The organism is Sphingomonas sp. (assembly GCF_035490575.1).
GTDB lineage: Bacteria > Pseudomonadota > Alphaproteobacteria > Sphingomonadales > Sphingomonadaceae > Sphingomonas.
On sequence record NZ_DATJLI010000104.1, the window covers coordinates 1 to 12,176 of the forward strand.

General features: G+C 67.6%; 16 protein-coding genes and 1 pseudogene. 5 read left to right on the forward strand and 12 right to left on the reverse strand.

Annotated elements, in window-relative coordinates; translation table 11 throughout:
• The 5 genes and pseudogenes from VL973_RS07825 to VL973_RS07845 form a co-directional block, all read right to left on the reverse strand.
• Nucleotides 1-385, reverse strand: a pseudogene (locus VL973_RS07825) (ammonium transporter); the annotation flags it as partial.
• A gap of 11 nt (nt 386-396) precedes the next feature.
• Nucleotides 397-735, reverse strand: coding sequence for a P-II family nitrogen regulator (locus VL973_RS07830; protein ID WP_325283468.1), 339 nt, complete (start codon nt 733-735; stop codon nt 397-399).
• Nucleotides 736-893: 158 nt separating this feature from the next.
• On the reverse strand, nt 894-1,103 hold the full coding sequence (locus tag VL973_RS07835) for a putative signal transducing protein (RefSeq protein WP_325283469.1): 210 nt from the start codon (nt 1,101-1,103) through the stop codon (nt 894-896).
• Nucleotides 1,104-1,173: 70 nt separating this feature from the next.
• A complete protein-coding gene (locus VL973_RS07840) occupies nt 1,174-1,572 on the reverse strand; it encodes a hypothetical protein (RefSeq protein ID WP_325283470.1) in 399 nt (132 codons plus the stop codon).
• Nucleotides 1,573-1,823: 251 nt separating this feature from the next.
• Complete coding sequence (locus tag VL973_RS07845; RefSeq protein WP_325283471.1) at nt 1,824-2,711, reverse strand: NAD(P)-dependent oxidoreductase; 888 nt, start codon at nt 2,709-2,711, stop codon at nt 1,824-1,826.
• A gap of 231 nt (nt 2,712-2,942) precedes the next feature.
• Here VL973_RS07845 and VL973_RS07850 point away from each other — a divergent pair, with 231 nt between their 5' ends.
• Nucleotides 2,943-3,077, forward strand: coding sequence for a hypothetical protein (locus VL973_RS07850; protein WP_325283472.1), 135 nt, complete (start codon nt 2,943-2,945; stop codon nt 3,075-3,077).
• Between the two features lie 3 nt (nt 3,078-3,080).
• On the opposite strand, the gene VL973_RS07855 is transcribed toward VL973_RS07850, so the two are convergent.
• From VL973_RS07855 to VL973_RS07880, 6 genes are all read right to left on the reverse strand, one after another.
• Nucleotides 3,081-4,304: an NAD(P)/FAD-dependent oxidoreductase gene (locus VL973_RS07855; RefSeq protein ID WP_325283473.1), complete on the reverse strand. Its 1,224-nt coding sequence runs from the start codon at nt 4,302-4,304 to the stop codon at nt 3,081-3,083.
• Nucleotides 4,304-5,065 carry a peptidoglycan editing factor PgeF gene (gene pgeF, locus VL973_RS07860; RefSeq protein ID WP_325283474.1) on the reverse strand — a complete coding sequence of 254 codons (762 nt, stop codon included), beginning with the start codon at nt 5,063-5,065 and terminating at the stop codon, nt 4,304-4,306. The genes VL973_RS07855 and pgeF overlap by 1 nt, the downstream gene beginning before the upstream one ends.
• Nucleotides 5,062-5,568, reverse strand: coding sequence for a GNAT family N-acetyltransferase (locus VL973_RS07865; RefSeq protein WP_325283475.1), 507 nt, complete (start codon nt 5,566-5,568; stop codon nt 5,062-5,064). Before VL973_RS07865 ends, pgeF begins: the two co-directional genes overlap by 4 nt.
• Nucleotides 5,565-6,539 (reverse strand): class I SAM-dependent methyltransferase, encoded by a 975-nt coding sequence (locus VL973_RS07870; protein ID WP_325283483.1) that lies wholly within the window; start codon nt 6,537-6,539, stop codon nt 5,565-5,567. The genes VL973_RS07865 and VL973_RS07870 overlap by 4 nt, the downstream gene beginning before the upstream one ends.
• A 95-nt stretch (nt 6,540-6,634) precedes the next feature.
• Nucleotides 6,635-7,501, reverse strand: coding sequence for a prolipoprotein diacylglyceryl transferase (lgt, locus tag VL973_RS07875; RefSeq protein WP_325283476.1), 867 nt, complete (start codon nt 7,499-7,501; stop codon nt 6,635-6,637).
• Between the two features lie 62 nt (nt 7,502-7,563).
• Nucleotides 7,564-8,232 carry a TetR/AcrR family transcriptional regulator gene (locus VL973_RS07880; protein WP_325283477.1) on the reverse strand — a complete coding sequence of 223 codons (669 nt, stop codon included), beginning with the start codon at nt 8,230-8,232 and terminating at the stop codon, nt 7,564-7,566.
• An 82-nt stretch (nt 8,233-8,314) separates the two neighbouring features.
• On the opposite strand from VL973_RS07880, the gene VL973_RS07885 reads away from it, so the two are divergent.
• On the forward strand, nt 8,315-9,055 hold the full coding sequence (locus VL973_RS07885; protein ID WP_325283478.1) for an SDR family NAD(P)-dependent oxidoreductase: 741 nt from the start codon (nt 8,315-8,317) through the stop codon (nt 9,053-9,055).
• A gap of 45 nt (nt 9,056-9,100) precedes the next feature.
• On the opposite strand, the gene VL973_RS07890 is transcribed toward VL973_RS07885, so the two are convergent.
• Nucleotides 9,101-9,655 (reverse strand): TlpA family protein disulfide reductase, encoded by a 555-nt coding sequence (locus VL973_RS07890; RefSeq protein ID WP_325283479.1) that lies wholly within the window; start codon nt 9,653-9,655, stop codon nt 9,101-9,103.
• A gap of 16 nt (nt 9,656-9,671) precedes the next feature.
• On the opposite strand from VL973_RS07890, the gene argH reads away from it, so the two are divergent.
• The 3 genes from argH to VL973_RS07905 all read left to right on the forward strand — a co-directional run.
• A complete protein-coding gene (argH, locus tag VL973_RS07895) occupies nt 9,672-11,048 on the forward strand; it encodes an argininosuccinate lyase (RefSeq protein ID WP_325283480.1) in 1,377 nt (458 codons plus the stop codon).
• Complete coding sequence (locus VL973_RS07900; protein WP_325283481.1) at nt 11,045-11,293, forward strand: hypothetical protein; 249 nt, start codon at nt 11,045-11,047, stop codon at nt 11,291-11,293. The genes argH and VL973_RS07900 overlap by 4 nt, the downstream gene beginning before the upstream one ends.
• Nucleotides 11,293-12,176, forward strand: an 884-nt coding sequence (locus tag VL973_RS07905) for a diaminopimelate decarboxylase family protein (protein ID WP_325283482.1), incomplete at its 3' end; no start/stop codon positions are given. The genes VL973_RS07900 and VL973_RS07905, both read left to right, overlap by 1 nt.

A 12,176-nucleotide genomic window follows, 5' to 3' on the forward strand; every position in this document is an offset into this window, starting at 1 on the left:
CGACGCCGTCGGTAAAGGTCGCGACGTTCGAATCGGCGGTGACACCGGCGAGGAACAGCTTGCCGAAGCCCGCGATGAAGGCGTTGCCGCCGTCACCGAACGCCATGGTGTAGCCGTAGACGACCCAGACAATCATCGCCAGGCTGGCCACCGCCAGGATCTGGGTCAGCACCGACAGCATGTTCTTGGAGCGGACGAGGCCGCCATAGAACAATGCAAGGCCCGGCACGATCATCGCCATGACCAGCACGGTCGAGATCATCATCCATGCGGTATCGCCCTTGTCGGGCGTGGGGGCGGCGGCCGCCGCTTCCTGTGCCCAGGCGGGCATCGCCGCCATCAGGCTGGTCGCCGCGAGCGCGACCGGTGCAATCAAACGCTTCATCCTGTCCCCCCTCACAGCGCTGTCTGGTCGGTTTCGCCGGTGCGGATCCGCACGGCCTGTCCGACGTCGAGCACGAAGATCTTGCCGTCGCCGATCGAACCCGTGTTCGCGGCGGCCTGAACCACTTCGACCACGCGCGGCGCCAGGTCGGAGGCGCAGACGACCTCGACCTTGATCTTGGGCACCATGTTCGTGGAGTATTCGGCACCGCGATAGATTTCGGTCTGGCCCTTCTGACGGCCAAAACCCTTCACTTCGCTGACCGTCATGCCGGCCACCCCGACTTCGGTCAGCGCTTCGCGGACCTCGTCGAGCTTGAACGGTTTGATGATGGCGATGACTAGCTTCATGTCGCCCCCTCAGGCTGTTTCCCGAAGAACAGGTCAGCAAGGGGCGTGCCAGTTGCGGAAACGGCGGCTTTGCGTGGAGGGCCGCTGCCTCAATCGTTACCGAAAGGTGTATTTTTGTGCATCGGCGAAGCGTTGCCCGAAAATTGGGCAGTGTTTGGTCAGCCGCGTGACGCTTCGGCCAGCACCGCGCGCGCTTCGGTCAGGTCTTCGGCGTCCACCATGACGCGCACGGGGATCAGGAATGCGCTGCCTTCGCCAAGGCTCATCTCGGCATCGAAGCTGATGGCGGGAATGCCCGCAGCCTCAAGCGCGCCCGCGACGACATGCGCCTCGATCCGGTTGAACCGGCCGACTTCGGCAAGCGCCATCAGCGGTGGCGGGGGGCTGGATGCGTCATGGAAGGAAGATGGGCGGCGAAGCGGCCCCGCGCAAGCGATCTCAGGCGGCGCGGCGTGCGCGGGCGCCGGTCATGCGCGCGCGATCGGCGGCGATGCTGTCGACCAGCAACTCATATTGGCGGATATCGAACCCGGCATTCAGGAACGCGCGCACTTCGTCGCTGTCCACCGTATAGCCGTGGTGCCAGCTGAGCACCGCGATCCGCCGCAGCGCTTCAAGCCGGGTATCGGCCAGGCGGGGGTTGGGCCGTTCGCCGAACAGCACCGTTCGCACCCGCGCCATGCGCCGACCCGGTTGACGCAATGTCGACAGGCGATCGCGCCGGGCGATCCCGATCACCGACCATTCGAGCGCGGAAAAACCGGTCGCGGTCGCAAGCGCTGGCAGCGGTGCGGTCGCGCAACCGGCGGCGTTTTCGGCAAAGGCGAGATAGGCCATGCGGATCGTCCTTCCCTGAACAGGCGCACGGCGCGGCGCCGTGATCCGGGACAAGCGGATGCGCGGCGCGGGACGAACGCGGAATCGTCATCTGGTGTCGGTTGAGCGCGGCCTTTGCCTTACGCTTCCATACCAAACGGTATAGAAACCGCCGGGCGACGCGTCAAGGGTTGTTGAACGCAGTGGTTCAAAAAATCAAGCCCTGACCGTTTCCGCTGCCGCTTCCAGCCGATGTTCAGCGACGATGCGCGTCAATCGACCCGCGCATGTTCGAACACGGCCGAGATGTCGCGGTCGTCCAGCCCGGCATCGGCCGCGCCCTGAAAGCGCGTTCGCGCCGCGCGCGCCATGTCCGATTGGATGCCTGTGGCGGCCATCAATCGCTCGGCATAGCCCAGATCCTTGACCATCAGCGGGATCAGGAAATTGGGCGTGTAATCGCGCGCCAGCATCCGGTCGGCCATCAACCCGACCATCGGGCTGCCGGGTGCGCCACGGCGCAGGATGTCGGCGGCAAGGGGGGTGTCGAGGCCCCGCGCCTCGACCAGCGCCAGCGCTTCGGCAAAGGCGGCGGCCTGAAGGCCCGATAGGAAATTGTTGGCGAGTTTCATCACTGCGCCGCTGCCCACCGGGCCAAGGCGGATCGCTTCGGTGCCCATCACGTCCAGCACGGGCCGCGCGGCGTCCAGCGCGGCCTCGTCGGCGCCGACGAAAAAGCGCAGCGTGCCGCTTTCGGCCTGAACCTTGCTGCCCGTCACGGGCGCCTCGACGAAATCCATGCCCGCTTCGGCCATCGCGGCGGCCAGTTCAGTGATCCAGTCGGGGTCGAGCGTGCTGCAATCGACCGCGACACTGCCGGGCTTCATCACCGCCAGCGCGCCGTCGCTGCCCAGCCACACGTCGCGCGATGCATCATTGTCGGCGACCATGGCGATGACGAACCCCGCGTCCCGCGCGGCATCGGCGGGGGTGTCCGCGCGCGCGGCGCCAGCGGCGACCAGCGGTTCGGCGCGTGCGGGCGTGCGGTTCCACACCGTCACCCGGTGGCCCGCATCCAGCAACTGGCGGGCCATGCCCGCACCCATGATGCCCATTCCCAGCACCGCGACATTCAGGCTCATCACGCATCTCCCTTGCACGCGGCGGACAAGAGCGGGTCGGGGCGACAATCGCAAGACCCGATGACGATGTTTGTCATTGCCTGTCGCAACGTCATTGGTGAGTCGGTGATCGCCACGTCACGCCGCTGGGCCCTTTTTGCGGCGCCGCTCTTCCATTTGCCGCCAAACACGCACAGATAAACGCAACTATCCCGCTTTGCCGCGATGACGTGGCACAACGGGGTCAAGCGCAGGTAATGAGAGTTTGATGTGACGCGTGAACTGGTTGCTTATTCGATTATCGCCATGATCGGATTGACGGGTATTCCATGGCTGGCGATCCATCTGCGCCAGCGGCGGCTTCGCAATCTGCGGCGCCGGGGCATCAAACGCTACGGTCACTGAGCGTCAGGCGGCGATCGTCTTGAGCGGCACCGCCGGATCGGCAAGCTGTTCGACCGAGGCGATCACGCCGTCCGCCACCAGCCGCCGCCCGGCGACATAATCCTTGACGTTGTTGGCGCAGTCGAGCGCCACGACCCGGCCATCGCGCAGATAGACGATCGAGAATTTGCCCGACGCGGGATCGCCGCGTAGGATCGCGCGGTCATGGCCCGACGACAGGCCGACGGTCTGGAGCTTCAGGTCATACTGGTTCGACCAGAACCATGGCACCGCGTCATAGGCGGCGTCCTCCCCCATAATGGCCCGCGCGGCCACGGCCGCCTGATCGGTGGCGTTCTGCACCGATTCGACGCGGATCTCGGCCCCGCCGGCAAAGCGGTTGGCGTGCAGCGCGCAGTCGCCGATGGCGAAGATGTGGGGGAGGGTGGTGCGACACGCCGCATCGACGCGCACGCCATTGCCGCCCGCCGCGCCGGCGGCCAGCAGCGGTTCGACCGCCGGCACGATACCGATGCCGACGATGACCAGATCGGCAGGGATGGCTTCCCCGTCCGACAAGCGGACGCCGGTGGCGCGGGTCGCGCCCTCGACACAGGCGACCTGGGTGTCCAGGCGGATCGCCACGCCCTGTTGGCGGTGCATGTCCTCGACAAAACGCGACAGATCGACCCCGGCGACGCGCGCCAGCACGCGGTCCTGTGCTTCGATCAAACAAACCTGTTTGCCGAACTTGCGAAGCACGGCGGCTGCTTCCAGTCCGATATAGCCGCCGCCGATCACGACGATTTGCGTGGCGTCCGGCAATTCGGTCTGTAGCCGATCGACATCGGCGCGGTTGCGGATGCCGTGGACGCCGCCCAGATCGGCGCCCCCGCACGACAACCGCCGCGCCGCGCCGCCCGTCGCCCAGACCAGCGTGCCATAGCCGAGGGTCACGCCATCGGCGGTCGTGACCGTCCGTGCGTCGGCATCCACCGTCGTCACCAGCCGACCCGTCAGCAGCGCGATGGCCTGTTCGGCCCAGAAGGTCGCCGGGCGGATCAGGATGCGCTCGAACGGCTTGTCGCTCGCCAGATAATCCTTGGACAAGGGCGGGCGTTCATAGGGCGGCAGCGGCTCGTCGCCGACAATGGCGATGCTGCCCGCAAAGCCGCGCTGTCGCAGCGCGATGGCAGCCTGCGCGCCGGCATGGCCGCCGCCGACGATCAGCACATCGAAAACGGGCATCACAGTCCGATCAGGCTGATCTGCCGCCCGTAATCGGGCGCGCCTTCATGCGTGGCGCGGCGATAGCTGAAAAAGCGGCCGGGGTCGGCATAGGTGTCCAGCCCCAGCGCCTCCACGCGCCCCACGCCCGCCGCCGCCAGCCGCGCGGCGACATAGGCTTCAAGGTCGAATTGCAGCCGGTCGGGCCGCGCGCCATCGGCGAAGAAGCGTTCATTGGCGGGATCGTCGGCGGCAAAGCGTTCGGCAAAGGGCAGGTCGACCTCGTAACTGGCGCGCGCGATGCACGGGCCGATGGCGGCGGCGATATTGCCGCGCCGCGCGCCCAGCCGCTCCATCGCATCGAGCGTCGCATCGGTGACGCCGGCCAGCGCGCCTTTCCAGCCGGCATGGGCGGCGCCGACGACGCCTGCTTCGGCATCGGCGAACAGCACCGGCGCGCAATCGGCGGTCAGGATGCCGAGCAGCAGGCCGGGCGACCGCGTGACCATCGCGTCCCCCCTTGGCCGCTCACCGGGAAAGGGCGCGTTGACGATCACCACGTCGCGCGAATGGACCTGATACACGGTGACGAGCGCCGCACCCGGCAGCACCGCGTCGCGCGCCAGATCGCGGTTGCGCGCCACCGCTTCGGCATCGTCATGCGATCCGATGCCGACATTCAGCCCGGCATGAATCCCCGTCGACACGCCCCCGCGCCGACCCAGAAAGCCATGTGCCACGCCGTCCAGCGCGCCCGCGCAAATGACCTCGGCCGTGCTCACAGTTCCAGCCGCATGATTTCGTCATGGTCGCGGTGGTTGCCGACCATGAAGTCGTAATCGCCGACCTTGCGGAACCCCAGCCGGTCATAGAATCGCCGCGCGCGGACATTGTCGATGAAGACGCTGAGCAGCATTTCGCCGTGGCCCGATGCGCGTGCATGATCGAGCGACCAGTTCATCAGCCGCTGTCCGATGCCGTCGCCATGATGCGCGGCCAGCACGTAAAGCTGGTGCAGGCAGATGGCTTGGGTCGAAAACCCCTCGAAATAGCTGGGGCCGAGCTTGGCAAAGCCGATCGGCTGCCCCTCGATCGTGGCCAGCCGGATGCGATAGGCAGCATCGTCCAGTTGCGTGGCATAGGCCGACGGCGACATCGCCGATTCCAGGAACGTGTCGAGATCGGCGGGGGCATAAAGCGTGCCGAACGTCTCGATGAAGCTCTGCTGCGCCATTGCGGACAGCGCATCGGCATCGGCGGCGCGCGCGTCGCGATAGGCGATCACGCCGCAAATCCCTCAGGCACCGGCCAGCCGGGGGCGGTGACGGCGATGACCTTGAACAATTCGCCCATCTGTTCCCCGCCGGTCAGGCGGGCGCGATCGACGGCGATGGCATCGGCGCGTTCGGGCGCCGCCGCCGCCAGCGCCGCCGCGCGCGGGCCGATGCCCAGCGCTTCCAGAAACGCGCCCTGTCCGACGGGACCGTGAACCACGGCCCCCTCGGCCCGCGCGGCTTCGGCCAGCGTGCCGAAATCGACATGCGCGGTCAGGTCCTGTTCGCCCGGATCTTCGAACGGATTGGCAAAGGCGTGGCCGCGCACCGCCTGCAACGTGTCGCCGATGGCGGGACCGTCATAGCCGTAATCGATGACCAGCGCCGCGCCGCCCTGCGCCACCAGCCGCTTGGCCAGCGCGCGCATCACCGCCACGCTGGCGGGGGACGTCTCAAGGATCGATCCGCCCGGCGCGTCGCGGAAGGCGGGTGGGATGACCGGATCGAACACGGTGTTGCCGACCACGGGCAGGAACAGCGTGTCCTGACACGCGACCAGCCGTTCGCGCCACCCCTCTGCCGTGCGGACCAGTTGCCGGATCGGCAGCGCGTCAAAAAATTCGTTGGCGACGACCAGCAGTGCGCCGTCATCGGGCACGCCGACCAGGTCGACATGCCATTCGGCGCCCGGCACGGCGCGCGCCTGATGCTCGCGCAGCGACGGGCTGGTCTCGATCAGGTGAACGGGCGGGGTCAGCCCCACCGTCGCCATCGCGCGGCGCGCATCGGCGGCCAGCGTGCCGCGACCCGGCCCGAATTCGACATAGCGCGATGCGGGCTGGCCCGCGCGGTGCCACAAATCGGTCAGCGCCAGGCCGACCAGCTCGCCGAACATCTGGCTGATTTCGGGCGCGGTGGTGAAGTCGCCGCGTGCGCCCAGCGGATCGCGCGTGCCGTAATAATGGGCATTGGCCGCGCCCATGAACTGCGACAGCGGCACCGGTCCCGCCAGCGCGATCGCGCGCGCCAGCCGTTCGGGCAGCGCGGTGTCGAGCGCGGTCACGGTCGGCTCCTCGCTCACGCGATGCTTTCGCCCACGATCGGCTCCACCCGGTTGCGCCGCCGTTTGGACGTGGCGATCAGATACAGACCGCCCGCGATCATCGGCAGGCACAGATACTGGCCCATGTTCAGCCCGGTCATGTCGTGCAGCCACATCAACTGTTCATCCGCTTCCCGGAAGAACTCGACAAAAAAGCGCGCCGAACCATAGCCGAGCAGGAAGATGCCGACCAGCCGACCGGGGTAATAGCGCGCATCGGTGCGCCAGAAGAAATAGGCGAGCACCACGAACAGCAGCAGCCCCTCAAGCCCCGCCTCGTAAAGCTGGCTGGGGTGTCGCGGCACGTCGAGACCGGTGCGCGGAAACACCATCGCCCAGGGCACGTCGGTCGGGCGGCCCCATAATTCGCCGTTCACGAAGTTCGCCAGCCGTCCGAAAAACAGCCCGAACGGCACGCATGTCGCGACATAATCGTGGATACGCAGCCAGTCGAGCTTGTGCTTTCGCGCCATCAGGATGATGCCCAGCGTCACGCCGATGACGCCGCCATGGAACGACATGCCGCCGTCCCACAATTTCAGCACCGACAAGGGCTTGAGCAGCAGGTCGGGGCGATAGAAGATCACATAGCCGATCCGCCCGCCCGCGATGATGCCGATCGTGGCATAGAAGACCAGGTCGTCGGCATGGCGCCGCGCCATCGGCGCACCGGGCCGGTCGACCAGCCGGAGGAGATACGCCCAGCCGAGCAGGATGCCCGCGATATAGGCCAGGGAATACCATTTGAGCTGGAAAAAGCCCAGGTCGAGCGCGACGGGGTCCAGCCCCAGCGACTCGTAGTTCAGATAGCCACCCGCGGCGGCAAGCGTGGTCAGGAGCAAGCGGCGGTTCCTTGCGGCGCTGTTGGCATGTCCGGCCGCTTTAGGGGCAAGTGGCGGGGATGTCAGCCCGCGTTCACGGGCCGCGCGCCGGTTCGCGCATCCCAGCCCAGCATCGCCAACGCCGCCACCGCTTCCAGGTCGGAACGACCGGCGCCGTCCCGGCCAAGGATCGACATGCCGCTCTGCACCGTCTGCACAAAGCGCGCGAGGGCGTTCAGGTCGGTGCCGGGCGGGATATCCCCGTCATTCACGCCTTGGCGCAACCGCATCAGCAGGCGTTCGAACCCCGCGTGCCGGTTCGCACGGACGAGGTCGCCCAGGTCGGAATGCCCCTCGCTCCCGACTGCAGACAGCGTGACCATGCAGCCGCGCGGCATGTCGGGAATGCAGCCACCCAGCGCCGCCGCCGAATCGGTGAGATACGCATTCACCGCTTCGCGCGCGGTATCGGCGGTAAAGAATCGCCCCCACACGATCGCTTCGTTGCGTTCGCGGTAATGGCGCAGCGATTCGGCATACAGATTCTCTTTCGACCCGAACGCCGCATAGAGGCTGGGGGAGCCGATCCCCATCGCTGCGGTCAGATCGGCGATCGACGTCGCTTCATAACCCTTTTCCCAGAACAGGCGCGTGGCCCGATCAAGCGCTTCGTCACGGTCGAACGCACGCGGCCGACCCCGGCCACGGGGCGGCGGGCGCGATTCATTCGAATTGCCGGCATCTTTTTGCATCGGTCGATACATAAAGCCATTGACATGCCGCGGCAACCACCACAGATAATTCTGTGTCGATCAATACAGAATGGATTGAATGATGTTGGAGCTGACAGGAAAAAATGCGCTCGTGACGGGCGGCTCACGCGGGATCGGGGCCGCGATCGCGCGGGCGCTGGCGGAAAAGGGGGCCGATGTCGCGATCACCTATGCCCGCTCACCCGACCATGCGGCACAGGTTGTGGGCGCGATCGAGGCGCTGGGACGCAGGGGCGTCGCCATTCAGGCCGACAGCGCCGATCCGGTAGCGATCCGGGCGTCGGTGGAACAGGCCGTCGCGCGACTGGGCGGGCTGGATATCCTCGTCAACAACGCCGCGATCGCGACCTATAGCCCGATCGCCGATTTTCCGCTGGCGGATATCGATGCGTTGCTGGCGGTCAACATTCGCGGGCCGGTCGTGGCCGCGCAGGCCGCGATCCCGCATCTGTCGGCGGGTGCGCGCATCATCAATATCGGGTCGGCCGGCGCGGACCGGATCGTCGGGTCGCCGGGCACCATCTACTATATGACCAAATCGGCGCTGCAATCGTTCACGCGCGGGCTGGCGCAGGAACTGGGCGGGCGCGACATCACGGTCAATCTGGTTCAGCCGGGGTCGACCAATACCGACATGAACCCCGAAACCGGCGAGTTCGCCGATTTCCAGCGCAGCCTGATGCCGCTGGGCCGATATGGCCAGCCCGAGGATGTGGCGGCGGCCGTCGCGTTTCTGGCCACCTCCGCCGCGCGGCAGATCACCGGCACCAGCCTGACGGTGGACGGCGGCGCGCTGACCTGAGCCATGGGCGATCCCGGCGTGTCAGGCGCGCCGGGATCGCGTTCCTCACCCCGCCTCCGCCAGCAGCGCCTTTGCTTCTTCGCCGGTCCAGTCCATCGCGCCCGCAACGCGCCAGACTTCCTTGCCAGCGCGGTCATACAGGATCGTCGTGGGCAGGTTGGCGCCAAGGCCGGTGGTGAATTGCAGCTCGCTTTCGCTCCACGGCTCGATCGCAGTGAAGCCGGCCTTCTGGAAATAGGGCACGACCTTGGCCGGGCCGTCGAGGTCCTGAGCGATGGTCAGCACGTCGAGCCTGCCCGATTCGCGCTTGGCCAGCGCTTCCAGCGTCGGCATTTCCTTGACGCACGGCGCGCACCACGTCGCCCACAGGTTCACCAGCACCGGGCGCCCGGCATGATCGACGATGGTTTTCTTCACGCCCTCGGGATCGGCAAAGGCATAAGTCGGCGCGGCTTCGCCCTTGTGGCTGCGATCGACCTTGCCGGCGGTGGCGGGCGCGGCGGTTTCCGGGGCGGTGTTCGCTTGCCCGCCGGACGGGGCTTGCGTATCGCAAGCGGGCGTCAGCAAGGCGAGCGGGAGAAGAACGATCAGCGAGCGCAATTCAGGGTCCAATCAGATGTGGGGCGGTCGGTTCGCCGAAGGCCCGTCGTCGGTGATGCGTGAAATTAACGCATCGATCCCGTTCGACAAGCGAATGTGGCGACAGGACATCGCGGCATCGAAAGCGCATGCGACGATGCTGGGCCAGGCGGGCATCGTCGCCGCGGATGATGTGACCGCGATCCTGAACGGGCTGGACGCGGTGGCCGCCGATTACGAACAGGGCGGGCCGACCGAAGACCTGGCGCTCGAAGACATCCATATGCAGACCGAGGCGCGGCTGGCCGAAAAGATCGGCACCGCTGCCGGTCGCCTGCACACCGCGCGCAGCCGCAACGATCAGGTCGCGACCGATTTCCGGCTGTGGACGCGCGACGCCATCGACGATGTGCTGGCGGCGCTGGATGCGCTGCAGGACGTGCTGCTGGACCGGGCCGAGCAACATGCCGCCGATGTGATGCCGGGCTTCACCCATCTGCAATCGGCGCAGCCGGTGACGCTGGGCCATCACCTGATGGCCTATCACGCGATGCTGGGCCGCGACATCAGCCGGTTTCGCGACGCGCGCGCCCGGATGAACGAATGTCCGCTGGGATCGGCGGCGCTGGCGGGCACGGGCTTTCCCATCGACCGCGACGCGACGGCGGCGGCGCTGGGCTTCGACCGGCCGATGGGCAATTCGCTGGACGGGGTCAGCGACCGCGACTTCGCGCTCGATTACCTGACCGCCGCGACGCAGTGCGCGCTGCACCTGAGCCGGCTGGCCGAGGAGTTCGTGCTCTGGGCGTCGCAGCCCTTTGGCTTTGTCGCGCTGTCGGACCAGTGGTCGACGGGCAGCTCGATCATGCCGCAAAAGCGCAATCCCGACGCGGCCGAGCTGGTGCGCGGCCATGCCGGGCGGATCATGGGCTGCATGACCAGCCTGATGATGACGATGAAGGGCCTGCCGCTCGCCTATTCCAAGGACATGCAGGACGACAAGCCGCCGGTGTTCGAGGCGCACGACCTGATGGGCCTGTGCCTGGCGGCGATGACGGGCATGGTCGAAAGCGCGACGTTCCGCACCGACCGGATGCGCGACGTGGCCGATGCGGGCTTCTCGACTGCCACCGACCTGGCCGACTGGCTGGTGCGCGAGGCGGGGTTGCCGTTTCGCGAGGCGCATCATGTCACCGGCCGTGTTGTGGCGCGGGCCGAGGCGCTGGGCTGCAAGCTGGAAGCGATGCCGATCGAGGAGATGACCGCGATCGACGCGCGCATCACCGCCGACGTGTTCGATGTGCTGTCGATCGACGCATCGGTCGCCAGCCGCAAGAGCCATGGCGGCACGGCCCCTGCGCGCGTGCGCGACGCCATCGCCGCCGCCCGCGCGGCGCGGGGGGCGCGGGCATGATCCGCCGCCTGATCCTGCCCGTGCTCATCCTGTCGCTAAGCGCGTGCGGCGCGCGCGGGCGGCTGAACCTGCCCGAAGGGGAGGCGCCACCGCCCGCCCCCTATGGCGCGGAGGAGACGCCGACCGCCGCCGACCTGGTGACGCCGACGACGCAGCAGCGCCCGTCGCGCAGCGACGAACTGCTCCGCCAGTCGGAAGAGCGGCCCAACGACCCGTTCCAGCTTCCACCGCAGGGCAGCCGCTGATGGACCATTTCCAGCACCGCGACGGCGCGCTGTTTGTTGAAAACGTCGCGGTCGACGCGATCGCCGATGCGGTGGGCACGCCCGCCTATCTCTATTCCCGCGCCACGCTTGAGCGTCATGCACAGGTGTTCCGCGAGGGGCTGTCGGGCGTCGCGGACAAGCACATCGCCTTTGCGGTCAAGGCCAATCCCAACCTTGCCGTGCTGCGCGTGCTGGCCAGGGCGGGTTACGGTGCCGATGTGGTGTCGGGCGGCGAAATGGCGCGCGCGGTGGCGGCGGGCATGGCGCCGGGCGACATCGTGTTTTCGGGTGTGGGCAAGACGCGCAACGAGCTGGTGCAGGGCCTGGAAACTGGCATCGGCCAGTTCAATCTTGAGCTGGAGGAGGAGGGTCACGTCCTCGCCGCCCTTGCCGCGCAGCGCGGGCTGACCGCCCCCGCCACGCTGCGCGTCAACCCCGACGTGGACGCAGGGACCCACGCCAAGATCTCCACGGGCAAGGCGGAGAACAAGTTCGGCGTCGCGATCGATGACGCGCCCGGCATCTTCGCGCGGCTGGCGGGCAGGCCGGGCATCAATCTGCGCGGGCTGGCGGTGCATATCGGCAGCCAGTTGGCCGACCTCGCCCCGCTGGAGCGCGCTTATGTCCGCGTCGGCGAAATGGTGCGGGAGTTGCGCGCGGCGGGCCATGTCATCACCCATGTCGATCTGGGCGGGGGCCTTGGCGTCCCCTATCGCCCCGGTGAAGTGATGCCGACCCCGGCCGCGTTCGGCGCGATGGTCGCGCACGTCACGGCGGGCTGGGACGTGACGCTGATGTTCGAGCCGGGCCGCGTGATCGCGGGCAATGCCGGCGTGCTGCTGACGCGGGTGATCTGGGTCAA